Origin of the sequence: Mycobacterium branderi (assembly GCF_010728725.1) — a bacterium.
Taxonomy (GTDB): domain Bacteria; phylum Actinomycetota; class Actinomycetes; order Mycobacteriales; family Mycobacteriaceae; genus Mycobacterium; species Mycobacterium branderi.
Window position 1 is genome coordinate 5,074,395 of record NZ_AP022606.1, and the last position, 25,745, is coordinate 5,100,139.

The 25,745-nt window shown below is 62.6% G+C and carries 15 protein-coding genes; 11 read left to right on the forward strand and 4 right to left on the reverse strand.

Annotated features, from left to right (window positions below; all coding sequences use genetic code 11):
- Window positions 1–44 precede the first annotated feature (44 nt).
- Entirely contained in the window at window positions 45–12,026 is an 11,982-nt protein-coding gene (locus G6N47_RS24740) for a BTAD domain-containing putative transcriptional regulator (protein ID WP_083129643.1), read from the forward strand.
- A 26-nt stretch (window positions 12,027–12,052) separates the two neighbouring features.
- Here the strand turns inward: G6N47_RS24740 and G6N47_RS24745 are convergent, their stop codons facing one another.
- Window positions 12,053–13,279 carry a type II toxin-antitoxin system HipA family toxin gene (locus G6N47_RS24745; protein ID WP_083129644.1) on the reverse strand — a complete coding sequence of 409 codons (1,227 nt, stop codon included), beginning with the start codon at window positions 13,277–13,279 and terminating at the stop codon, window positions 12,053–12,055.
- Entirely contained in the window at window positions 13,279–13,485 is a 207-nt protein-coding gene (locus tag G6N47_RS24750) for a helix-turn-helix domain-containing protein (protein WP_179966419.1), read from the reverse strand. The genes G6N47_RS24745 and G6N47_RS24750 overlap by 1 nt, the downstream gene beginning before the upstream one ends.
- A 523-nt stretch (window positions 13,486–14,008) precedes the next feature.
- Between G6N47_RS24750 and G6N47_RS24755 the strand changes: the two genes are divergently transcribed.
- The 8 genes from G6N47_RS24755 to G6N47_RS24790 all read left to right on the forward strand — a co-directional run bounded on the left by G6N47_RS24755 (window position 14,009) and on the right by G6N47_RS24790 (window position 20,901).
- On the forward strand, window positions 14,009–14,920 hold the full coding sequence (locus G6N47_RS24755; RefSeq protein ID WP_372517508.1) for a histidine phosphatase family protein: 912 nt from the start codon (window positions 14,009–14,011) through the stop codon (window positions 14,918–14,920).
- Window positions 14,921–14,961: 41 nt separating this feature from the next.
- A complete protein-coding gene (locus G6N47_RS24760; protein ID WP_083129647.1) occupies window positions 14,962–16,104 on the forward strand; it encodes an acyl-CoA dehydrogenase family protein in 1,143 nt (380 codons plus the stop codon).
- Window positions 16,101–17,117 (forward strand): acyl-CoA dehydrogenase family protein, encoded by a 1,017-nt coding sequence (locus G6N47_RS24765; protein WP_083129648.1) that lies wholly within the window; start codon window positions 16,101–16,103, stop codon window positions 17,115–17,117. Before G6N47_RS24760 ends, G6N47_RS24765 begins: the two co-directional genes overlap by 4 nt.
- Window positions 17,114–17,878 (forward strand): alpha/beta fold hydrolase, encoded by a 765-nt coding sequence (locus G6N47_RS24770; RefSeq protein WP_083129649.1) that lies wholly within the window; start codon window positions 17,114–17,116, stop codon window positions 17,876–17,878. The genes G6N47_RS24765 and G6N47_RS24770 overlap by 4 nt, the downstream gene beginning before the upstream one ends.
- A complete protein-coding gene (locus tag G6N47_RS24775; RefSeq protein ID WP_083129650.1) occupies window positions 17,875–18,636 on the forward strand; it encodes an enoyl-CoA hydratase/isomerase family protein in 762 nt (253 codons plus the stop codon). The genes G6N47_RS24770 and G6N47_RS24775 overlap by 4 nt, the downstream gene beginning before the upstream one ends.
- 77 nt (window positions 18,637–18,713) lie before the next feature.
- Window positions 18,714–19,337, forward strand: a complete 624-nt coding sequence (locus G6N47_RS24780) for an N-acetylmuramoyl-L-alanine amidase (RefSeq protein ID WP_264007091.1) — start codon at window positions 18,714–18,716, stop codon at window positions 19,335–19,337.
- A gap of 74 nt (window positions 19,338–19,411) precedes the next feature.
- Window positions 19,412–19,993 carry a dihydrofolate reductase family protein gene (locus G6N47_RS24785; protein WP_083129652.1) on the forward strand — a complete coding sequence of 194 codons (582 nt, stop codon included), beginning with the start codon at window positions 19,412–19,414 and terminating at the stop codon, window positions 19,991–19,993.
- 383 nt (window positions 19,994–20,376) lie between these two features.
- Window positions 20,377–20,901 (forward strand): hypothetical protein, encoded by a 525-nt coding sequence (locus G6N47_RS24790; protein WP_083129653.1) that lies wholly within the window; start codon window positions 20,377–20,379, stop codon window positions 20,899–20,901.
- 247 nt (window positions 20,902–21,148) lie between these two features.
- Here G6N47_RS24790 and G6N47_RS24795 read toward each other — a convergent pair whose 3' ends face one another.
- Window positions 21,149–21,385: a hypothetical protein gene (locus tag G6N47_RS24795; RefSeq protein WP_139799283.1), complete on the reverse strand. Its 237-nt coding sequence runs from the start codon at window positions 21,383–21,385 to the stop codon at window positions 21,149–21,151.
- Between the two features lie 623 nt (window positions 21,386–22,008).
- Here G6N47_RS24795 and G6N47_RS24800 point away from each other — a divergent pair.
- Together G6N47_RS24800 and G6N47_RS24805 are read left to right on the forward strand one after the other, a co-directional pair.
- On the forward strand, window positions 22,009–24,129 hold the full coding sequence (locus G6N47_RS24800; RefSeq protein ID WP_139799284.1) for an AAA family ATPase: 2,121 nt from the start codon (window positions 22,009–22,011) through the stop codon (window positions 24,127–24,129).
- 129 nt (window positions 24,130–24,258) lie between these two features.
- Window positions 24,259–24,894, forward strand: coding sequence for a hypothetical protein (locus G6N47_RS24805; RefSeq protein ID WP_083129656.1), 636 nt, complete (start codon window positions 24,259–24,261; stop codon window positions 24,892–24,894).
- Between the two features lie 122 nt (window positions 24,895–25,016).
- On the opposite strand, the gene G6N47_RS24810 is transcribed toward G6N47_RS24805, so the two are convergent.
- Complete coding sequence (locus tag G6N47_RS24810) at window positions 25,017–25,664, reverse strand: hypothetical protein (protein ID WP_083129657.1); 648 nt, start codon at window positions 25,662–25,664, stop codon at window positions 25,017–25,019.
- Between the last annotated feature and the right edge of the window lie 81 nt (window positions 25,665–25,745).

Consider the following 25,745-nt stretch of genomic DNA (forward strand, 5'->3'; position numbering starts at 1 on the left):
TGAATCGCCTAACTCAAGATCGCAATGTGAGTACGCTTCATGCGGTGGAGCTGGGGGTTTTGGGGCCTCTCCAGGTCCGGCGAGACGGCGCCCCGGTCACTATCCCGGGCGCCAAGCCGCGCGCCATCCTCACGATGCTCGGGCTGCACGGCGGTTCGGTGGTGTCGACCGAAACGCTGATCGAACTTCTATGGGGCGACGACCCACCGCGCACCGCCGCCAAGGCCCTCCAGACCCACATCTCTGCGCTGCGTCGCACGCTGGGCGATGGCTTCGTTTTGACGCAGGGAACGGGCTGGATCCTCAATGTGGCCGAGACCGATGCCTCGCGCTACAAACGGGTCACCAAGATGGCCCGAGACGCCGCGACTGCAGGCGACATCACCCAAGCGGCGGTCGCCTTCGAGGAGGCGCTGGCCCTCTGGCGCGGAACTCCCGAACTGCCCGATACCCGCCGCGGAATATCGGAGAAGACGCGCTGGATCGAGGGCCATGCCGCGCTGGTCGAGGATCGCGCCGATGCGCTGCTGGCGACGGGCCGGGCGGCGGAGATCGTCGGCGAGCTCGAGGCCGCGGTCGCCGATGCGCCGTTGCGCGAAAGGCGATGGGGCCAGCTGATGCTCGCGCTTTATCGCGCCGGCCGACAGGGCGAAGCCTTGGGCGCGTATCAGCGTGCGCGCTCGCTGCTGGCCGACGAACTGGGCGTCGATCCCGGGCCGGAGCTTCGGCGGCTCGAGGCCGCGATCGTTGCCCAGGATGCTGCGCTGGATATGCCTGTGGCACAGAATATTTCGTCGGTCACGCGCGCCGTGACATTTCTGCTCACCGACATCGAGGGTTCAACCGCGGCGTGGGAGGCCGACGCCGATGCGATGGCAGTGGCGCTCGCGCGCCACGACGAGCTCGTCGAACAGGTCGTCACGTCGCGCGGTGGAAGGCTGATCAAGACGCGCGGCGAGGGCGACGCCACGTTCTCGGTGTTCGAGCGGCCGTCGACAGCGGCCGCTGCGGCAATCGAGCTACAAGACGCAATCTCACACGAGCCGTGGGAATTGTCGGAGCCCATGCGAGTTCGTGTGGCATTGCATACCGGCGAGGCCGAGCTGCGCGACGGCGACTACTTCGGCCGTGCGGTCAACCGTGCCGCCCGCCTGCGGTCGCTGGCGACGGGCGGCCAGATTTTGTGTTCGGGTGCTACCGCAGAGCTCGTCATCGACTCGCTGCCCGACGATGTTCTGCTCGCGGACCTTGGGATGCGTCAGCTCAAGAACCTGGCACGTCCGGAGCATGTTTTCGAGCTGCGGCTGGAAACCGCGGAACGGCCTCAGGAGCCCAGCGATACGCCACTCGAGAGGCCCGACTTCCCCGCGGTCCTGACCGGCCCAGGCCCATTCGTCGGGCGCGGACGAGAACTCGAACGACTGGTGTCCACATGGCAGACGGTACTCGACGGCGGCATCCTCGCGGTGCTGGTCGCCGGCGAACCGGGCGTAGGCAAGACGCGCTTGGCCGGTGAATGGTCACGACAGGCGTACGAACAAGGTGCGGTTGTGCTGTACGGCCGTTGCGACGAGGATCTCGGCGCCCCGTATCAGCCGTTCGCCGAAGCACTCCGATCGCTCGTGCCGTGCCTCGGTGCCACTCGGCTGCGCGGATTGCGCGGTGTTGAAGCGCTGCTGGCGCTGGTTCCGGGGCTTACCGATGTGCTGCCCGACCTGGCCGCGCCGACCCGCGCAGATCCCGACACCGAACGCTATGCACTTTTCGACGCGGTCGTCGCGCTATTGGAAGTCGCGTCCGCGAGCGCGCCCGTCGTCCTAATCCTCGATGACCTCCACTGGGCGGCCAAGCCGACGCTGCTGTTGTTGCGCCATCTCCTGCGTTTCGGCGAGCACGCCCGCGTGCAGGTCGTCGGCACGTATCGCAGCACCGATCTCGACCGCTCTCATCCTTTAGCGGCGACGCTCGCCGACCTTCACCGTGACGGAACTGCCAACCGCATTCAGCTCAGCGGCCTCGACGAAGACGACGTCACCACGTACGTGGCCGAGGCGGGCTACGACGACGAAGACCTCGCCCGGGCATTGGCCTCGGTCACCGGCGGCAACCCGTTCTTCCTCATCGAGGCGTTACGACACGTGGACGAAAGTGGCGGGGTGTGGGATCCCAGCACCTTGCCCCAAGGCGTTCGGGAAGCCGTGAGCCGCCGCCTTTCCCGGCTTCCAGCGGAGACCAACAAGGCGCTCGCGGCGGCCGCGGTCGTCGGCAGCCGCTTCGCCCTCGACCTCGTCGAGCGGGTGGTCGACCAGGATCTCGTCGACGCCTTCGAGGAGGCGTGCAAGGCCGGCATCGTCATCGAAGAACCCGGCGGTCGATACCGGTTCAACCACGCGCTGGTGCGGCAGTCGCTGCTGGCGGAGCTCCCGTCCGTGCGCCGTATGCGACTGCACCAACGCATCGCGGCGACACTGGAAACCCAACCGGGAGCCGACGACACGCTGCTGGCCGAACTGGCATACCACTACTTCGAATGCGCGTGGGCGGGCAACGCCGCCAAGGCCGTCGAGTATTGCCGGCGCGCCGCAGACCAGGCGATGACCCGACTTGCCTACGAAGGCGCAGCCGACCTCTACGATCACGCCCTGCATGCGCTCGAGGAGATCGACGACGAGCTGCCTGACCGTAACGACCAAGCTGCCGAGCTGTTGATCGCGCGCTGCGAGGCGCTGCTGGCCGCGGGCGACGTGGCGTCGGCGGCTGGTGCAGTGTCGCAATTACGAGCCGCCACAGTCGATTCGGCACAGCTAGCGGCGTGGGCGACGTGCTTTGACGGACAGCTGACGATGCTGACCCACCCCGAGCGGCTGGACGAGGTCGAGGTCGCATTGGCCGCGGCCGCCGAAAAACTGGGCGAATTAGCCGATGCGGCAGGCGAAGCCAAGGCCCACACCGTGCGAGCGGGATGCCTCGCCCGACTCGGGCGAATCGGCGACTGTGAAATCGCTTTGGACAATGCTCTGACCGCGGCGCGGCGCGCGCAGGAACATCGTCGGGTGAACGCCGTGCTGGCGGGTGCGCCGCTTGCGGCGCTGTGGGGTCCCAATCCTGTTCCGCGCGCGGGCGGTCGGTGTCTGGACGTGGTGCGGCTGCTGCGAATCACGACGGACTCACCTGCGGTTGAGGCGACGTCGACGCGGTGTCAAGCCGCGTTGGAGGCCTTCCGCGGGCGTGCGGCGGCGGCACGACGGATGATCGACTCGGCGCGACGGACGGTCACGGAGCTCGGCTTGCGCCATGCGCTGCTGGAGGTGGAGCAGTTTGCAGGCATCGTGGAGCTGGTCGTCGACGATCCTGCTGCAGCGGAGCCGCATCTACGTAAGGCGTATAACGGTTTTCGCCGGATGGGCCTGGACGCGGACACGGCGGAGACAGCCGCGCTGCTGGGTCGAGCTTGCCTCGCGCTCGACCGGGACGCGGAAGCCGACGAATTGTGTTCGGAGAGTGAGCGGCTCGCGGGGCACGCGCTGAAGGCATCGATCGCGTGGCGCACACTTCGCGCGCGGTTGCTCTCACTCGCCAACCAACATGACGAGGCGCGGCGGGTCGCCGAGGCTGCTGTGCAGCTGGCGGCGCGGACGGACGCGCTCGTCGATCATGGTGACGCGTGTGCAACCCTGGCAACGGTTCTTGGCGCCGCTGGCGATGTTGCGGGGGCGCAAGCCGCCGCCGAGCGAGCGGTCGACCTGTACGAACGGAAAGGTGCTGCGGCACTTGCCGAGAGAGCACGCCTCCTTCTCGGGGCGGAACCGCCGCCTGCCCAGGCTCCACCGGAAGCGCCGAGCGTCGAGCTAGACACCGCGGCCGCCCGAACGAGCGAACGCGTGATGGCCGCGATTAACCGCGGAGATTGGGACGAGTTCGAGCGGCTGTTTGCACCCGAAGGCTCCGTCGAGAGTCGCCGGAAGGTCGTCGGCTTTAAGCAGACGGAGTTCTCGGCAGTCGACGTGATGCATCAGACGAGGCGCGATCTCGAGACGGGGGTTATGCGGGCCAGCCATGTCGTCGTCGCCGTGCGAGGCGAGCGCCTTGCGCTTGCTCGAGTAGGGCTAAGCACCGCCGACGTAAGTCCTGGGGCACCTCTGGACGAATTTCTGCAGCTATACGGACTCGATGATCAAGGTCGAATCGCGCTGCAGGTGTGGTTCGACCTCGAAGATATGGACGCCGCGCTGGCCGAACTAGACGCCCTACGTGCGCGATTCGAGGAAGTGCAGCCACAATCGCCGCCACAGGCCAAGCTCGACAACGCCTGCGTGCGAGCAGGTGAACGGGTGATCGCTGCCATTGATTGCCAAGCCTGGGACGAAATCGGGCAGTTGTACTCACCCAATGCACTCATTGAGAGCCGTCGAAAAATAGTCGGATTCAGGCAGATTGACTTGTCGTCGGACGACTGGGGACAAGCGAATAGGCCGATTCTGGAGAAGGGCGACTTGCGGCTCAGCCAGGTGGTTATCGCCGTGCGAGGCGAGCGCCTGGCGCTCGCTCGGGTAAGGGCGGACAGCGCCGACGCAAGCCCTGGAGCGCCATATGACGAATTCCTGAGTCTCTACGGCATCGACGAGCAGGGGCGAATTGCGCTGCAGGTGTGGTTCGACCTCGAAGACATCGATGCGGCGATGGCCGAACTCGAAGCCCTGCACGCCAGGTTGGAGGGGGAGCATCCGCGCGTGCAGCACCTTGAGAACGCGGCAAGCCGGCTCTACGAGCGATTCAAGGTGTGCTATGCGGCCCGCGACTGGCGTGCGATAGCCGAGATGGTAGCCGACGATTTTCGGAGCGATGACCGTCGCCGGGTAGTCAACTCCGGCCTCCGAGAGGGCCGAGACGCCATGATCGCCGAACTCTCGGGCATGGCCCAGGTCGGTATCGAGCTGACGTCAGACGTCATTGCGATCCGCGGCGAGCGCCTCGTGCTCAGCCGTATCAGAGCCTCGCATGATGCGTTCGACACCCTCGTACTGACCGTCTTCGAGCTCGACGCCGACGGAAGATGCCTGGCACGCATCGTTTTCGACCTCGACGACTTCGACGCTGCCATCGCCGAGCTCGACCGACGGTACCTCGCCGGAGAAGCGGCACCCTTTGCGGAGACATGGTCGGTCATTGCGGAGGGCTACGCCGCTTTCAACCGGCATGAGCCGCCCGCGACCACGCCGGATTGCGTCAGCATCGACCACAGGCGCGGAACTGCGTTCGCGCCGGGCGAGTTGTTCAGTTACATGGGTGCGGCATGGGACGACACGCCGGACATCACCAGCTACATCGACACCGTGCACCGGCTGAGCGACATGGGAGCGGTCGTCACACATGTCGCGCGTGGATCCTCTCCAGAAGGCGTCGACGCGGAGTGGCGGTACGACCACCTTCTGATGGTCGACGGCGAAAGCATCGAGCGCTCTGAGCTATTCGATGAGGCAGACCTGGACGCCGCACTCGCCAGGTTCGAGGAGCTCAGCCGGCCGGCACGGCGGCTTGAAAACGCGGCGACCCGAGTGACCGACCGGTACTTGGCGCGACTGCCGGCCCGCGACTTCGAGGTGATGGCCGAAATTCTGGCTGAAGATTTTCTGTACGACGATCGTCGTCGGACAGTGAACGCCGGCGTCCGACGCGGTCGGGATGCCGAAATCGCGAACGTGCGAGCCATCGCCGAGCTGGGGACCTTCGACATAACGTCGACTGCCATTGCGACTCGCGGGGAACGCCTCATCCTCAGTCGCGTCCGTGCCTCGGTACTCGACGAGCGGCCCGGAGCATTCCACAGCGACGAACTCGACATTGTCGAGCTTGACGCCGACGAGCGGATCGCGGCACATGTCACGTTTGACCCCGACGACTTCGAAGCTGCCATAGCGGAACTCGATGCTCGCTATCTCGCAGGCGAAGCGGCAGCCCATGCGCACACCTGGTCGGTGATCGCGGACGCGTATGCCGGGTTCAACCGACGCAAGCTCTTGGCGACGACGCCCGACTGGGTGAACATTGACCACCGTCGCGGAGCAGCTTTCGCCCCCGGCGACATGATCGCCTACCTCGAAGCCGCCTGGACCGACTCGCCTGACACCAAGATCTACATCGAGGCCGTGCATCGGCTCAGCAACATCGGGGCTGTCGTCACCCATGTGGCGCACGGGATCTCACAAGAGGGTTTCGACGCCGAGTGGAGGGACATCAACCTCCTGACGGTCGACGGCGATTCACTCAGCTGCTCCGAGCTTTTCGACGAAGCAGACATCGACGCCGCGGTCGCGAGATTCGACGAGCTCAGTCGCCCGGCGCGGCAGCTCGAACGCTCGGTAAGTCGAGTGGCAGAGCGCTTTTCGGCGTGCTTCGCTGCCCGCGACTGGGCCGCGATGGCGGACTTGTTTGCCGAAGACCTTTCGGTCGACGGTCGCCGCCGGACCGTGAACGCAGGGATACGCCACGGCCGAGATGCCACGATCGAAGACATGCGGGCGTCAGCCGAAGTCGGGTTCACGGAAATGACCTCCGTCGTTATCGCGACCCGCGGAGGGCACCTCGCCCTCGCTCGTTTCTACGTTCGCGGTCAGCGAGCAGAAGAAGTCGCAGCAGAGGCTCTTCATGTCTTCGAGATCGACGCCGACGAGAGGACCTCAGTGGTCGTCATTTTCGACGTCGACAACTTCGACGCTGCCATCGCGGAGCTCGATGCCCGGTACCTCGCCGGCGAAGCGGCACCTCATGCACATACGTGGTCGGTCATTGCGAATGGATACGCCGCGCTCAACCGTCACGAACTCCCCGCGACAACGCCGGATTTGGTGACTATCGACCACCGCCGCGGAACAGCGTTCGCGCCCGGTGAGCTGTTCGCCTTCATCCGTGCCGGGTGGGACGACGCGTCTGACAGCAGGATGTACATCGAGACTGTGCATCGTCTAAATAGCCTCGGCGCAGTCGTCACCGAGGCGGCATACGGAACTTCGCAGCAAGGGTTCGAGGCGGAGTGGCGGATGATCGTCACCTTGACCGTCGAGGGCGACGCGGTCAATCGCTGCGAGTTGTTCGACGAAGCCGACCTCGACGCTGCGATCGCGAGATTTGATGAACTGCAACCGCATTCGCATCGGCTGGAGAACCCGGCAAGCCAACTAGCCGAGCGCTTCTTCGAGTACTTCGCAGCGCGCGACTGGGACGCGATAGCGACAACACTGGCCGAGAACGTATCTCATGACGATCGCCGCCATGTGGTTAATGCCGGGGTCCTACACGGTCGAGACGCCCAGATCGCTAACCTGCGAGCCATCGCCGAGGTCGGTGTCGCGAACTTTTCGTCGACAGCCATTGCGATCCGCGGCGCGTGCCTCGCACTCGTTCGCACTCGGTCCTCAGGCCAAGAACAGGGACTTGCCGCGATTCTCACGGAGGAAATCGGCCTCGTCGAGATCAACCGCGACAACCGGATGACGGCCTACATCGCGTTCGACGCCAACGACATCGACGCCGCCTTCAAGGAACTCGACGCCCGCTACCTCGCCGGCGAAGCGGCGGCCCATGCGCACACGTGGTCGCCGCTGACGGCGGTCGACGCCGCGCTCAACCGGTACGAGATTCCCCCGCACACACAGGACTGGGTCACTGTCGACCACCGGCGGGCGACGGCGTTCGCGCCAGGTGACCTGACCGCATACATGCGTGCCGGTTGGGACCTCGCTCGCGACATCAAGAATCACATCCTCGCCGTGCATCGGATCACCGACTCAGGAGCAGTCGTCACCCACTTGGCACACGGCACATTGCGAAACGGATCCGACGTCGAGTGGCGGGAGGTCGCCCTTGTCACGTTCGAAGGCGACCTGATCAACCGCTGCGAGCTATTCGACGAAGCAGACATCGACGCCGCGCTCGCGAAGTTCGACGAACTGCATCCGCAGCCGCCGCGACTGGAGAACGCGGCTAGCCGAGCACATGACCGCTTCCTCGCGTACGTCGACGCACGCGATCGGGCAGCGATAGCCGAGATCCTGGCCGACGATGCTTGCACCGATGATCGACGGCGGGTAGTGAACACCGGCGTACGACACGGTAGGGATGCTGTGCTCGCCGAACTTTCGACACTCGCCGAAGTAGGCGGTAAGAACCTCACATCAGAAACGATCGCGATCCGGGGCGAGCGCCTCGTACTCCGACGTAGTGAATATTCGGTTGGCCACGAGCGAGAGACGTACCGCCTCGGCGGCGTGGAGATCCTGGAGCTCAACACCGACGAACTTCTGGTCGCAAGAGTCGCATTCGACGCCAACGACAATGACGCTGCCTTTCAGGAACTCGATACGCGGTACATGGCCGGCGAAGCAGCTCCTCACGCGCAGACTTGGTCCGTCATAGCGCAGGCCTACGCCGCGCTCAACCGGCAAGAGACGCCGCCGACGACGCCGGATTGGGTCAACATCGATCACCGACGAGTGCGAGCATTCGTGTCCGGTGAGCTGCCTGCATACATGCATGCCACTTGGAATCTGGTGCCCGACATCAGGATCCGCATCGAGGCTGTACATCAGCTGAACGACCTCGGAGCGGTCTTCACTCAGGTGGCAACGGGAACTTCGCAACAGGGTTTCGCGGCCGAGTGGCGAACGGTCATCGTGTCAACGGTCGAAGGCGACATGATCGACCGCCTGGAAATCTTCGACGAGGCAGACCTCGACGCCGCGCTCGCCCGCTTCGAGGAACTCCACCGGCAGGCACCGCGACTGGAAAATGCGGCAAGCCAAGTGGATGCGCGCCTCCATACCTACTTCGCAGCCCGCGACTGGGACGCGATGGCCGAGGCTATGGCACAAGACATTCTGTATGACGATCGTCGTCGCGTGGCGAATGCCGGACTCCGGCGCGGCCGAGACGCCGAGATGGTAAACATTCGGGCGCTTGTCGACCTCGGGGCAAATGTGACGTCGACCGTCATCGCGACCCGCGGGGAGCGCCTCGTGCTGACGAAGTCCCGCTTCACCGGCGCGGATCAACGGCCCGAGGCATTCCACAACGTGATGCTCTCTGTCCTGGAGATCGACGCCGACGAACGCGTCGTGGCACGCATCATCTTCGACGTCGATGACATGGACGCCGCCATCGCCGAACTCGACGCTCGGTACCTCGCAGGCGAAGCTGCGGCCCACGCACACACGTGGTCGGTGATCTCAAGGTCATATGCCGAGATGAGCCGCCATGAGCTTCCCCGGACGACGTACGATTACGCAAACATCGACCACCGACGATTCCCGATGGAGGCTGGCGCCTTTAACGCGTCGCTCCGGGCACAGTGGGAACTCCTGCCGGACTTCAGCTTGCGAATCGAGTCAGTGCATCGGCTGAGCGACCTCGGCGTGGTCTTCACCCAAGCGGCCAAGGGTACATCGCGAGAAGGTTTCGACGCCGAATGGCGATCCGTACTCGTTATGACCGTCGAAGGCGAATTGCTCAACCGCTGTGAAATCTTCGACGAGGCCGACCTCGACGCAGCCCTCGTCCGCTTCGAGGAACTACATCCGCAGGCACCTCGGTTGACAAACACCGCCAGCCAAGTGGTTGAGCGTGTCTTCAGGCACTTCGCGGCCCGCGACTGGGCAGCCATGGCGGAGCTAGTGGCCGACGACATTTGCTCAGACGATCGTCGTTCCGTGGTGAATGCCGGAATCCGTCACGGTCGGGATGCTGAAATTGCCGATATGCGGGCGATCGCCGGCGTCGGCGTCACGCAGGTAATACCGACCGTGATCGCAACGCGCGGTGAGCATCTGACCCTTTGTCATGTGCTCCTCCCGGTTGAAGATCACGGGCCGGGGACGTTCCGCAACGAGGCGCTCTGCCTGGCCGAGATCAACGTCGACAACCGGGTCGCGGCCCGCCTCTTGTTCGACTTGGACGACTTCGACGCGGCCATCAAAGAGCTCGACGCCCGGTACTCCGCCGACGAAGCAGCCACGTACTCACGCACATGGTCGATCATCACGCGGAGCTATTACGAGACCAATCGGCGCGAACTTCCCGGCATGACACCGGATTCGGTTTTCGTCGACCATCGGCCGACCGTAACGACTGAGTCGGAAGATCTGGCTGGGTATCTTCATAGCTTTTGGGACCTCATGCCGGACATGAGCGCCTACATCGAGTCGGTGCATCGGTTGAGCAATTTGGGGACCGTCGTCACCCAGGCTGCGCGTGGGACGTCGCGGAAGGGCTTTGAAGCCGAGTGGCGGGCGATCGTCACTAGCATATTCGAAGGCGACCTCTACAGCCGCGTCGAAGCCTTCGATGAGGCAGACCTCGACGCCGCGCTCGCCCGCTTCGACGAACTGCAAACACAGGCGCGCCATTTGGAGAATGCGGCAAGCCGGGCGAATGGTCGCCTGTTCGCCTACGGCGCAGCCCGCAATTGGGCGGCGATAGCCGGGATCTTGGCCGACGACAGTTTCGTCGACGATCGTCGTCGCGTGGTGAATGTCGGGTTCTGGAATGGCCGCGATGACATGATGGCAAACGTGCGAGCCCTCGCCGAGGGTCTCGCGAACGTAACCTTGACCGTCCTCGCGACCCGCGGGGAGCGCCTCGCCCTGACTCGCATCTGTTCCTGGAACGGCGGTCCGCGCGATAGGCAATTCGGCGTCGAGATGGTCGCCATCGTCGAGATCGACACCGACGACCGGATCGCGGGCTATGTCTTCTTCGACCCCGACGACATCGACGCCGCCTTCGAAGAACTCGACGCTCGGTACCTCGCCGGCGAAGCCGCCGCCTACTCACACACGTGGTCGGTCATCACACGGTCCTTTTCCGAGGCCAACCGGCACGAACTTCACGGCATGACAGCGGATGCGGTTTACGTCGACCATCGGCCGGGCGTAACGACCGAAGCGGAAGATCTGGCCGGATATCTTCGTGCCATCTGGGAGCTCACGCCGGAGACCCGCAGCTACATCGAGGCGGTGCATCGGCTGAGCGAACTCGGATCGGTCATCACCCATGCTGCCCGTGGAACATCGCAAGAGGGCTTTGACGCCGAGTGGCGAACAATCAACGTTGGCACAGTCGACGGTGACCTGATAAACCGTGTCGAGGTCTTCGATGAGACCGACCTCGACGCGGCGCTTGCCCGCTTCGACGAGCTGCATTCGCAACTGCGCCTACTGGAAAATGCTGCAAGCCGGGCAGATGACCGCTTGTTTGCATACTTCAGGGCCGGCGACTGGGGGTCGATAGCCGAAATCTTGACCGACGACAGTTACGTCGACGATCGCCGTCGCGTGGTGAACGCGGGGTTCTGGGACGGCCGCGACGTCGTGGTGGCGAACCTGCGGGCCCTGGCCGAAGGTGGGTCCATAACGTCGAAAGTCATTGCGACCCGTGGAGAACGGCTTTCACTCTCTCATATCTGTTCCGCACATGGTGAGACACGGCACGGGGAGTTTGACGTCGAAATGCTTGACATCGCCGAAATCGACACCGAGGGGCGGCTCGCGGCGCACATCCTGTTCGACCTCGACGACATCGACGCCGCGATCGACGAACTCGAGGCCCGGTACCTCGCCGGTGAAGCTGCCGCGCAGGCGCACGCGTGGTCCGTCATCGTGCAAGCTTTTGTCTCGCTTAATCGTCGACACGAGTTAGCTCCGACGACGGCAGACTGGGTGAACTTCGATCACCGTCGCGGGATAGGTTTTGCGCCCGGGCAAATGACCGCATACATCCTTGCCGGATGGGAACGTGAGTGGCAAAGCGTCACTACGCACATCGAGGCCATCTATCGGCTGACCGAGCTAGGGGCAGTTTTTGTGCAGGTGGTGAAGTCGACTTCGCAGGAAGGCTTTGACGCCGAGTGGCGGGTCGTCGAACTTATGACGGTCGAAGGTGACCTCATCAGTCGTGCCGAATTCTTCGACGAGACGGACCTCGACGCTGCGCTCGCCTGTTTCGATGAGCTTGACCGCCCACCGCTACCACAGTAAAAGCAGCTGCCAGCCTAGGCCTCGGCCTATTGAAGGCTGCTGATTCGCTTGCGCAGCATCTCCTTGAGAAGCTCGGTTTGCCGGTCGTCGAATCCGATGTCGCCGCACCGATCAGGCCAATCCTGCGCGGCGTCGACGATCGAATCGATCATCCGCGACGTGGCGCGTGGACGCACGCCGAGCCGTTCCCCAGCATCAACGAAGTGCGCACGGGTAAGCCGATTCGCACGACCGTACAAGCTCAGCGCCATCGGATCGCGCCACCGCATGTAGGGCTGAGTGCACAGCAAGTCGTAGGCGGGTGTCGGCTGCCACACGCCGTCGGGGTTGTAGATCGACAGATTCTTACCGTGCAAATCGCCGTTGCCGATAAGCCAGGAGAATACAACGGTTTTGAGCAATTCCAGGGCTGCGGCGGCTCTGGAGCCGCCACCGCGTGCGCAAGCGTCTGCAAGGGCTCCGATGGCGGTCTCGGCTTTGATGCGGTACTTGGAGGCCGGGTAGATATCGGCGACTTGGCAGGCGTCTTCCTGCGCGATACGCCTTAGCCCGTCGCGGTCGAATCGTTTCACCAACAATGCGCTCCGGCCGTCGGCGTCGTGGAGCAACGATGTTGCCGCGACTCGTAATCCACACGCTGCCGCCATCGACATAAAGAAGTGCTCGTTTTCGACCAACAGCGGGTACTCCACGGGATTGAGCTTGAGAATCGCCGGCCCCGAGCGAGTCTGCGCCGGCGCCGAAACCATTGCAGCACTCACTTTCGGTTGGATCCCCGCCAACCCGACCGGATCTGCATCAACCGAACCGACGAGTTTGTTGAACACGATCCGAAAGTCGGTGTCGCGCTCGGGGTCGAACATCGGCAGCGGCCGAGCACGATCAGTGCCGGAGGGCACTACCCCGACATTGCCGACTGTGTCCGCGCCGATCGCCAACAGCAATGTCAGGTGATCGTCGGCTGATGTCTTTGTCGATGAGGTCACCACACCCAGCCGGACGCCCTCGGGAAGGAGCCCGGCGAAGAACGCGGGAACCGCACCACCTGTGGTATTGACGGGATAGTGCTCTGTGCGAAGTAGGGACCAGGACACCGATTGGTCGCGCACGCTCCCACCCGCCGGATAGTCGGCAATGTAGTCGAAGCTGATCGTGTCGCGTTGTCCGCGCACCAGGCGGGCCACGAGATCGTCACCGAGATACACGTCGGCTTCGGCAAGCTCGCGTAGGTCAAGCGGTGCCGGCGTAGTCATTAGGACGCCACGCTGGTATGGATTTGCATCCCTAGCACTTCAGCGATTTCGATGACTGTGCCGAATTTGACCGAGCCGCTCCCCCGCTCCAATGCCTGGACGGTCGAACGGGACACGCCAGCGAGGTCCGCCAGCGTCTGCTGGGTGAGACGTAACGCGATCCTGCGATCGGCGAACGACTGTCCTATGCGTGTAATTTCAGGCATAGCTGGATCGGAACCTGGTCGTCTACGCCTCGGGCCAGCCATTTCAGCTCCTTATGGCTAAAATAACATGCATAAGCTAGTCTGCGAGGCGTTACCCGTTTCGTCAAGGGCTTATGCTTGCATTTCTATGCTCAAGCTTTGAAGTTTTTGCGACGGCCGAAGCCAGCAATTAACTCAACGAGCAAACGAGCTCCAGCCTGCGATTTCGTCTGCGAGCTCGACGGCCTCAACGCAGTTCTCGTCATAACGACACAGTCACGTCATGGTCTCGAACTGTGAAAGTTGTGGCGCGGCAACCGTGCGAGAACCAGATACTTTACTTCTGCCACACAAGTCTAATTCTGCCACAGGCGGTGATCGACCCACGCTCGGCCGAGATCGACCAACGGAATCCGAAGTGATTAGCGGAAAGGAGATCTGCCATCGCCCGACTGATCGCATTCTTGACCGCGCTAACCATGCTGCCGTTGTCGCCTGCCATCCCCACTGTGACGACGGCCGCCGACACCGATCCGAGCTTCCCTTGCTGACAAAGCAATTCCGCTCCGTTGCGGCGGCGCTGTTTTCGACGGCGCTGCTGTACGCCGGATCGGTACCAGCCTGGGCCGACGAGTCGATCGTCATTGACTTCGTGCGGCACGCGCAGTCGGTGGACAATGCGGCAGGCGTGATCGACACGGCGGTGCCCGGCACCGCACTCAGTCAGCTTGGTCAGCAGCAGGCGCAGGCAATCGCCAAAGTACTTGCACCACAAGGTCCTTTCGGCGGGCTCTTCGCATCGCAGTTGATCAGGACGCAGCAAACCGCTGCGCCGTTGGCCAACCTGCTTGGCATGAACGTGCAAGTCCTGCCTGGGCTCAACGAGATCAACGCCGGCTCTTACGATGGCTTACCGGAATTCAGTTTCCAAGGGCTTCTATATCTCCTAGGCCCGCTCGCGTGGGCGCTCGGAATACCCGCCGCTCCGATGCTGGCCCCGGGCTCCACGGACCCCAACGGGCTGGTGTTCGACAAGCGCTTTCGCGACGCGCTTCAAACGATTTACGGCAATGCCGTGACCAACCCGGTCCGTGCCGCGGACGGCAATATCACCGAAGTGGCATTTTCAAGCGAATTCGTCATCGAGGTCGGCACGATGATGAACGTCAAGAACCCCGATCCGCTGCTCATGGTTTTCGATCCGCTGCCCAACACCGGCATCGTTGTGATCCAGGGCAGTCCTCAGGACGGCTGGAAGCTGATCAGCTGGAACGGGAAACCTGTCTCGCCGCTTCGAAGGGACACAACGATGAGTCCTGAGGCGATGGGCTTGTGCATGCTGCTGAAGGTGCCGCCCAAGAACGGCCAATGCGAGGCCAACCCGCCTTTGGAGGCAAGCGCTACGGCGACGGGAAACCCGCTCATCGACCAGCTGCCCGTGGCGTCGTACGGATAAACCCGTTCGTCGGCACGAAGAATGTGGTTAGCCTGCCAAGCATGGCCACATCGCCTACTGCGCTCACCGCGTCAGAGCTGGAATTGCGGCAGCAGGTTCGCGCATTCCTGGCCGAGACGCTGCCCTGGGGCACCTTCGAGCCCGGCCTCGGGATGGGCGCCGAGGTTAGTCGGAACTTCTCCGCCGCGTTGGCGAAGCGTGGCTGGATCGGGATGGCGGTCCCGACTCGCTACGGCGGTCGCGACGCCACCGCCGTCGACCGCTTTGTCGTCGTCGAAGAACTACTGCGGTGGGGCGCCCCGGTGGGGCACCACTGGGTCGCCGACCGGCAGATCGCCCCGGTGCTATTACGTTACGGCACTGAGGAACAGAAACAGTGGCTGTTACCCCGAATCTGCCGGGGCGAGTTGTGTTTTTGCATCGGCATGAGCGAACCCGATGCCGGAAGCGACCTCGCGTCGGTGCGGACGCGCGGTGTGCGCGACACGGACGGCTGGCGAGTGTCGGGCGCCAAGGTATGGACCAGCAACGCCATGCACGCCGACTTCATGATCGCTCTGTGCCGAACCGGTGAGGGCGAACGCCATGCCGGACTAAGTAGATTCCTGATCGACATGCGCAGCCCCGGCGTGACGGTCAAGCCAATCCCCTTCCTGAACGGCAGCACAGAGCACTTCGCCGAGGTCATCCTTGACGACGTGGCCGTCTCGGACGAGATGGTGATCGGCGAAATCGGACAGGGTTGGGCGCAGAACGCCAGCGAGTTGGCCTTCGAGCGCAGCGGCCCGGACCGCTGGATCTCGACATTCCTACTCGTTCAGGAGTTCATCCGCGAATGCCCAGACCTGGCCGCCAGTCCCGCCGGGAGCCGGCTGATCGGTGAGCTCGCTGCCCAGTACTGGGTGCTGCGACGGCTGTCGCTGGCGGTAGCCAGGGCAATCGATGCCGGCGGCACGCCCGCGGCCGAAGCCGCGCTCATCAAAGAGATGGGCACCCGGTTCGAACAGGATGTGGTGAACGTGTTACGGGACGTGTTGGACCGTGAACTCGTGTACAGCCCAGAACCGGCGCCGTCCTTGTTCGAACGGTTGTTACGTCGCGCCGTGCTGGAATCGCCGTCGTTCACCATCCGAGGTGGCACCAACGAGATATTGCGCTCAGTCGCAGCCAAAGGTTTGTCATGAGCGACAACGAACTGTATAGCGCGGCCGCCAAACTCTTTGCCGCGCAAAGCTCGGACGACCAACAACTATGGAATGCCTTGCAACAGAGCGGCTTCAGCGATGCCCCTATCCCGGAAGAGCTCGGCGGAGCCGGAGGCACCGTTGCCGACGCCGTCCAACTGCTCCGTGCCGCCGGAGCACACGCGGCACCGGTACCCCTGGCTGAGGCCGGGCTGGTCGGCGGGTGGCTACTAGCGTCTGCAGGCCTCGCACTTCCGGAGGGTTTCCGTACGGCACTGCCGCCTGGTGCCTCGCTCCGTCTCGACGGTGATCGGTTGTTCGGTACGGCGCCCGCCGTGCCGTGGGGCCACTGCGCCGAGCATGTTATCGGCCTCGTCGACGGCGTCGTCGTGCTTGCGCCCGGACCAGCTGCACCATCAGGCGGCCCTGCGGTCATTCGCGGAGTCAATCTCGCCGAGGAGCCCCGAGACACACTGGTTTTCGACGGTGTGCAGGTAACTGCGCGCGCCGGTACGTCGATCACTGAGCAAACGCTCTGGGAGCGCACTGCGCTGGGCCGCGCCGCGCTGATGGCCGGCGCGATCAGTGCGGTCGCGACGATGACCTTGCGCTACAGCCGCGAACGTGAGCAGTTCGGGCGCCCGATCGGTCGTTTCCAGGCCGTGCAAGCCCACCTGGTCACCATCCACCAGCAGGCGGCCGTGGTCGCGTCGGCTGTTGACGGCGCGGTCGAAGCAGTCGAGCTCGGCCGAGGCGGCTTCGAAATCGCTTGCGCCAAAGTGCTTACCGACCGGGCCGCTCGGCTGGTGACTGCCGCCGCGCATCAGACGCACGGCGCTATCGGTATGACGAAGGAGTACCCCTTGCATTATCTGACCCGTCGACTCTGGGCCTGGCAAGACGAAGCCGGAGGACATCATCGCTGGGCGGATCGGCTCGGCGCGGCCCTGGTGGCCCGCGGACCCGATGCCCTGTATCCGGCCATCCAGTCCGGCTCCGAGGTCGTGCAATGAACCGACTGTTGCGCGACGACGGAGTCACGCTGACTTTCCAGGTGCACAATCCCCGGGCCTCGGGTGTGCCTGTATTGCTGACACACGGTTTCGGCGCGACCGCGGGCATGTGGGAGCCGAATATTGCTGCGTTGAGCGTCGATCGGCCGGTGATCGTGTGGGACCAGCGCGGCCACGGCAGCAGCGAAGCCCCAGAGGACATGGCCCGCTACAGCGAGCAGATCAGCGTCGCCGACATGGCGGCCATCCTCGACGCCGCGGGTGCCGATCGGGCCGTGCTCGGCGGAATGTCCTTGGGCGGCTATCTGTCTCTGGCCTTCCATCTCGTCCATCCGCAGCGGGTGGCCGCGCTGGTACTGGTCGACACGGGGCCGGGCTACCGCAACGACGACGCCCGCGCCAAGTGGAACGCGTGGGTGGAACGACGCGCCAGCCAACTCGAGCGGGGCGAAACACCGGCCGACCTGTCGGCGGAACTCAAGCAGGCGGTGCACGAGCATCCCGAGGGACTGCCCCGTTCCGCCCGCGGTGTCATGGCTCAAAAGGACGCTCGCGTTATCACCTCGCTTGAAACCATCGCGGTGCCAACGTTGGTGATCGTCGGCGCCGACGACACCGACTTCCTGGCCAGTGCCGACTACATGCACCGCCGCATCCCCAATTCCCGCAAGGTCGTCATCGACGACGCGGGTCATGCGGCGAATATGGACCAGCCCGACGCCTTCAATGCCGCCGTGCGTGAATTTCTGGAAGCGCTATGACCACCGCAGACGTCACTGTCGAATCCGCCGGCCACGTTGCCGTGGTGGAGATGCATCGACCCCCGAACAACTACTTTGACACCGCATTGATCAAGGGCATCGCCGATGCCTACGAGCGGCTGGACGACGATGTCGAATGCCGGGCAATTGTGTTGTGCGCAGACGGAAAACACTTCTGCGCCGGCGCCGACTTCTCGCGGCCCGCCGAGGATCGCTTGTCACCCGGTGAGCTGTACGCTCAGGCAATCCGGTTGTTCCGTACCGGTAAACCCGTTGTCGCAGCGGTACACGGCGCCGCGATCGGCGGCGGACTCGGGCTCGCGCTCAGCGCAGACTTCCGGGTGGCTGCACCCTCCTCGAAATTTGCGGCTAACTTCAGCAGGCTCGGGTTTCATCCCGGCTTCGGGATCACGGCCACGTTGCCACGTGTCGTCGGTCCGCAGAAAGCACTCGAGTGGATGCTCACCGGTGAACGTTTCGGCGGCGAAATCGCTCGCGCAGCAGGGCTGGTCGATGAATTGGCCGCCGACGATGACGTGCGCCCGGCGGCGATCCGGTTCGCCGAACGCATCGCCGCCTCGGCTCCGCTGGCGTTGGTGAGTATCCGTGCCACCATGCGCACCGGACTCGCCGAGGCTGTCGCGGAAGCCACCGCACATGAGCTTGAAGAACAAACCCGACTGCAGGCGACCGCCGACTTCAGCGAGGGTGTGGCAGCAGCAGCCGAGCGCCGACCTCCAAAGTTCACCGGTCACTGAAGGGTCGTCGCGCCATGAATATGCCCGTCAACCGTCGTCAAATGCTGCGGCTGGCAGGCGGCGTCGGCTTGGCGTCAATGGTGAGCGCTTGCTCGAGTGAAGCCCGAGCTGCCACTTCGGCGCCCCTGCTATGCCGGGACGCGTGGGGCGCGCGGCCTGCCCGCCCCGGCGGCAGGCGTCACACCATCACCCGGATGACCCTTCACCACGAGGCGGTCGTCCTCGGCGACAACCGCAATGCCCCAGGACGCCTCCGCCAGGACCAGCGATACCACCAAGACCAGCTGGGCTGGATCGACATCGCGTATCACATCGGCGTCGACCGCAACGGCAACATCTACGAACTGCGGAGCACCGAGATCGCAGGCGACACTGCTACGGACTACGACACCACAGGCCATTTCCTGGTCCTCTGCCTAGGAGACTTCGACCAAGAGGTGGTCTCGGAGGCCCAGCTTCACGGAGCCGCTCTCGCGTTCGCTTGGGCCGCACAGACTTTCGGCATCCCGACCAACACGTTGGCGGGCCATCGGGACTTTGCCCGAACTTCTTGCCCGGGCGCGAACCTCTATGCGCATCTCTCCTCAGGTGATCTCAAGCACCGCATTGACGATCTGCTTGCCGCCGGCAGAGTGGACCTGCCGCTCTCTTGCGGACCCAACGCTTCCGCGCGAGTCGCGGCTATCGAGGCTGGCAATTAACGCGGCGATGAGTTTCGCCACGGCTTCCAGTCTGTATCTCCAACACGCCATCGACCGCATTCGAGGAGACCATCATGACCGCTACCTACACTTTCGACGTCTTTTCCAGCCTCGACGGTTTCGGCGGCGTCAGCGGCGGCGATTGGGGCGGCTACTGGGGCAAGCAAGGTCCGGAACTTCTCGACCACCGCCTTGCTCTGTACGACGAGAAGCAGCGGATGGTATTTGGCGCCAACACATATCGGTTATTCACGCAAATGCTCGCCGAGAGCACCGAGGAGTCCGAGGTGCACGACGCGTGGGTCACCCGGATGAGGCACCTGCCGGCGACGGTGGTGTCGACCAGCCTGGAGGGACCTCTCGACTGGCCTGACGCAACTCTCGTGAGCGGCGACGCCGTCGACGTCGTCGCCCGGCTGAAGGAGGAGTCAGAGGTGCCGTTGCGCTCGCACGGCAGCCTGTCGATGAACCGAGCGTTGATGGCCGCCGGCCTGGTCGACCGCGTCCAGGTGACGCTCTTCCCTGTGATCACCGGTCAGACCGGTGACGACCCTATCTTCCAGGGCGCGGCTGACTTCGACCTCGAGCTGATCGAAAGCCGAACGCTCGACGGCAACATCCAAGAGCTCACCTACCGACCCACCCTGCATGTTTGAGTCCATCAATAGGACCGCAACCGCCCAGCACTGGTACGCAAGAACTCAAGCGGCTCAACAAATCTCGGTTCCCAAGTCCCGACGGCGTCGCGAAACATGCGACGGGGTAGGAAGCTTTTCCGGATACGACGTGCAGTCATTAACACGAGCAGATTTATCGCAAGCCTGCCCAGCGTCACCCGACTCGTTCGCTTCTTCCAAGTCGAGGGCGCCGACCCGGCGCGCCGGCCAAGGTAGTAGCCGATGCACAATGCTGTCACCAGCGCGGCGCTCACCACAAGCGGTGTCATGAAGAGAGCGTCCTTGATCGCTGTCGCGGGAAAGTCACACGCGAGACACACCTCGGTCTTAATTCATCGGCGAACGCGTTACGGTGGATCGCCATGCAGGTCTTGACCGCTCCCGGGAGTTTCGGTCACTCGGACTGCGAACGCGTCGTCGTTGGTGCCGCGCTGGCGCAGCCCGTCCTGGCCGTCACCAGCCTGGCGTACGTCGCCGCCGGGGTGGCCGTATTGGTCTGGGCGGCAAGGGTTAAGGCGCCGCTGGCTGCGGCCGCCGGTGCAGCGCTCGTAGCGGTCGGGTCCGGCAGCTTCGCATACCACGGGCCCCAACCTTCATGGGCGAAGTTCGCCCATGACTGGTCTATCGTGGCCGCGGGAGCGGTGTACACCGCTGGTCTGGCCAGGAGCGCGCGGCGGCAGCGATGGTCGACCTGGGCGGCACCGGCCGGCGTCCTCGCTGTGGGGCTGGCCGCCTACGCCGCGGGACGTTCCGGGTCGCCGCTGTGCCGTCCCGACAGTCTGTGGCAGTACCACGGCGCTTGGCACATCCTGTCTGCCGCTGCCGCCGGGTGGGCCGCCCCGGCCATGGCGCCGGGTGGCCGGGGAATGCAACGTGATCGAATGTAGTTGTGAGCACGGCGATTTCGGAGGGGTGGCATCATGGCGCACGCACTACGAACCGCACTCCGCCGATCTCGGCGACGGGACCGTCACCTATTGGGAGACCAGGCGAGCCGGGTGTCAGCCAGATTTCGGTAATGCCTTCGGCCCGGCCGCCGACCGCCGAGACGAACCTCAAAGATTGGCCAGCCTGGGCCAGCCGAACCAGGGCCAGCCCACCGTCGACCTCGGCGTCGACACCAAGAACATCGGCTCACCGCCGCGCCGCCGCGGCCGGTTCTGCTACCTCGACCGTTATGCCGACGATGCCGCCCGGCGGGTGATCGGGTGCCGTTGCGGTCCATGCCGGACCCGCCCAACGCCACGAACTCGCCGGCGACGCCCAGTCGAGGGACACGATCGCCCCGGGGATGTCTTTGGGGTGCAAATGGGTTCCCGCGATGTCGTCGAGGTCGATCTTCCAAACCACGCGTACCCCCAGATCAGTCACGCGCCGGCGGGCTTCTTCGAGCGATGGCATCTGGAATATGGCCATGTAGCCGCTGTCGGATCCGCGACGGGCGAGATAGCGCCCTGCAGTGGTGTCGGGTCGTACGGGAGAGACCACCTCCACGAATCTTTTCGCAGTCATGGGCGACCAGCGCCACCTGGCGTAGACGAGGACCGGGCAATGGGTCTGGCATCAGCACGCTCCCATGGCAGCGACGGTACCCGGGCTTGAATTGAGCGTGGACCACGTCCTGCGATCAAAGGCCAATGAAAAGAGCATCTCTGCGGCACTTAAGTGGATCTGCCGGGCATCGAAGCCGCATATAGTGCGCCTGAACTGGGGATTTCATTTAAGGGTCAGCACAGCGCGACATGGGAAAACATGACTCGAAACGAGGATGTGCTGACTGCCGTCAGCACGACGACGGAGGACACAAACCGCAGCGAATCTGTCGGGACGGATGGCGAACAGGCCGACTTCAACCGCCGTCGACAGTGCAGGACAGGGCAGCCGGCGCGCGACACCGAAGTGATGTACGCCTATCAGGAGGAACCCTATCTTAAGGTTGTTCTGCATCGGCAGTTGATCCATATGCAGATCTCAAGGAGCGGAGCTCGAACGACGTGCGGTTCACAAGTCTTTCAATCGAGAATTTCAAAGCGATTCAGAAATTCCAAGTTAGCGACCTCACGGATTTCATTCTGATCGCGGGACCAAACGGTTGTGGTAAATCCTGTGTATTTGACTCAATACGCTTGCTGAAATCTGTCTACGGCGGTTACGAACTGAACGAATGGACCAGATGGTTTGGCGAATTTCAAATCGATCTTAACAATCCTGATCAGATCATCCGACTATTCCGCGACCCCGGCATTCCCATTGAAATTTCCGCAGCTGTGCAGCTTAGCCCTTCAGAGATTGAATTTCTGGAATCTAACGCTGAAACTATAGTTGCCCCCCTAGCGTGGGCATCTGTTACAGGACAGCCGATCACCGCATCAAACTTTTCACAGCTCGCATTTGCGACACAATTTCGCCATTTTGGCAGTCAGGCCGAGCAAGAAATCGTCAACCTCGCGGCATCGCTGCGGGAAGGGCTTACCGCAGACACCCAGCAACTTGCATTGACAATTCAGCCTAATTTGGGCCTGTTTCCAGCGCCAAGCACTGTTATGGAAATCGTATTCCAAACATACATGCCAGACCGCCTAGGTGTTATCGAATATCACTCAGCGTCACGGACCTATCAACGAGAAAGTATTGGCGGTGTTAACTTAGATACACGCGAAGTAACGACACAACGTCGACAACATATGTTGTACGACTGGCAACAGAAGTATTCAAATATAAAGAACCAGTTGGCAGCCACTTTTGTTCGTGAAGCAATAGCGCGAACGGCTGGTGTGGAATCTAACGTTTCAGACCTAAATGAGACCCTGAAAGAACTATTTCAAACGTTCTTCCCGGACAAAGAGTACCTAGGGGTGCAACCCGATCCGAAAGGAACATTGAGTTTCCCCGTACGTACGAGGGGAGGGCAGGAACACGACATTAACGATCTTAGCTCGGGAGAGAAAGAGGTTCTATATGGCTACTTATCACTTCGAAACTCGACTCCCCTGCACTCCACGTTGTTGTTGGACGAACCAGAGCTGCACCTAAATCCTGGACTGTTGCGCGGCTTTCCAGACTTCTACCACAAGAATTTGGGCAAAGCGCGGGATAACCAATTGTGGCTAGTAACGCATTCAGATACATTGCTTCGACAGGCTGTTGGCAATTCTAATTACAGCGCGTTTCACATGACGAGCGCTGATCAACGGCCTATAACTGAGAACCAAGCAATCCAAGTCCTCGCTTATGACGAACTTGAGCGGGCGACAATTGACCTGGTAGGCGATCTCGCAATGTATCGACCTCAAGGAAAGGTAGTGCTTTTCGAGGGAGGAGGTGATACTGACACAGACGTTCGTATCACCGAGCGGTTATTCCCCGTATTCGCTAAGAGCGTTAACCTGGTAAGCGGCGGATCGAAACAAAGAGTTCGAGATCTCTACGAGGTGTTGTCGTCTACTGCTGAACAGGTCGGGATGGCGAGCCGCTTTTTTGCTATTACGGACAAGGATTCATCGCCATGGGAAACTCCACCAGCAGGAGCACGACAGTTAAATTGGGATGTCTACCATATCGAAAATTATCTGCTCGATCCCAAGTACGTGCGCGAAGCGGTCGCTGCGCTAGCGGACAATCCGCGGTTCGTTACTGACGATGAGGTCTTGGATGCGCTCCGCGAAGCTGCTCAGGAGGTCTTACCAGAACTGGTGACGGTCGAGCTTAGGAAGCGCGTAAACAACCAGATCGTCAGATCGATAAATTTGGGCGGAGATCCTCTCGCGGCCGACGCGGCAGCTGCGTTGATCGATTCGGTTACTGCAACTTTCGATAGGCTAACGGAACTCCAACAATCGGTCGACCTAGCATATCTCGAGGCGGAAGCTGCCGCTATTAACGACCGCTTGACAGAGGCGATGACGAACGGCGAATGGTTGAAGGAATTTCCGGGCCGGTCGATTCTGCAGCGCTTCGTCCACAAAGAACTCGCGGGCAAGGCCACGTATGAAGGATTTCGTAATCTCGTAGTTGACCAGATGGTGGACGATGGTTATGAACCCGCCGGTATGCGACAGGTCATAGATGTGATCATTGCGTCTGACCCAATCGCTCCTTTGCATTCTCGTATCTAAGGACCCGCGATGTCTCAGTGGTCGGGGTCGCCTAACGCTCACCGACAGTCATGTCATCCCGAGAATCTGCGGCTGTGCGACTACATTTGAGCGCAGTTCTGCCACCATCACCGTAGCTAAAGGGGGAAAATGTCGGCTGAGAATGAGGCGATCGCCGCGATCTACGCTGCCGATCGAGCTGACGGGTCAGCCATTTACGGCGTTTCTATCAACTTGATGGCGGTGATGGCGACCTATGGAGCACTTGTAGTCGCCGCCATTAGCACGGATTTCCTCGAGGACCAGTGGTATGGTCCCTGGCTCCATGCGGTCGTAGGTGCACCTCTTTGGGGTCTGCTGTGCTACCAGTACATATTGCTATCTCTAGTCGATGTGAGAGTCCGCTCCATTGCCACACTCGAGCGAAAGCTTCTCAACAACATAGGTTCTACCGTCCTATCGGATGCCGACAAGAGGAAGGTCGGCTCCGACGCTGGCGATTGGGTCTCGAACGTCGTCACCCAGCCTGGATGGTTAAAGCCCGCGAATATCGCCGCATTTGGCGGCCTTGCTGTCGCTGTCGTCGCCGTTGCAGTGATCTCACTTCTAACCGTGCCTACAACCAATCGCGCCCCGTTTGTACTCGGCGTCTGCGTGCATGGCGTCCTTGCCGCGTGTTTTCTGTCGGCCGCCTTCTACGTCTTGCTGATCGATGTCGTCTGGCAACGGGTTACGGGTCACCCGTACAAGAGCGCCAAGATTGAAAGTCGGCATTGGTCACCATAGGCACTGCCAGGTGGCCCTAGATGGACACAGCGGCGATTCGCGGCGTGACCTGACAGCTCGCCTCACTACTAAAGAATGGAGACTGACCTAGTGGGCGGCCGGGCTGAGTGAGTGCACCCGATTCATCGGCGCGAGGCGCGGTGGCCCAAATTTTTCTTTACCCAGGCCAAGTCCGCCCTCCAGTCCGCGACTGCTGTGGCGTGACTCTTGCGGGTCCGGAACCGACTGATATTGCTGCTGATGGTGTTAATCATCGCGTTCAGCCGTTGCCGGGTCGCGGGTCCACCCCAGCCGTCTAGGTAGGGAGCGATGTCCTCAGGGACTTGGTCTGGCGAGACCTCGTACGCTCGGCGCAGGATGTCGCGTCTATCGTCGATGGCCTTTCCTGACTTGCCTACGCGGTAGCCCAGCTTTGTGAGAGCCGTGTGGTCGGACCAGGAATCCGTGGTAAACGGTCTGTGGACCGCCGGGTTCTGGATCGGGGACGGGAATAGATTCGTCTTGCGGATTTGGGGCGTTGGTGGCGACCATTCCCATGGAATAAGCTGCCCGCGCTTGTCGAGCTCGTCCCGGGCAAACTGAATCAATGCGGGTAGCGCCGACCCTTTGCTCGGGTAGCCATTCCTCGCCAAGTCACCGGCGAGTCGCATGCGCTGCTCGCTGGTCAATGTTGTTTCCCAGTGCGCGTGCATAATCGCGGCCAGCGCCTTAGGGCCGATTTTCCCGCCGCGGGGGACGGCGTTCAGTGCAACCATCCGGGCCATCGCCACGAGTTCCTGGCTGGACTTCTGCTTTTGTCCAGTACGCGGTGATGGAGACCCTGGGCGTTTCTTAGCTGCTCGCGAGCTGTG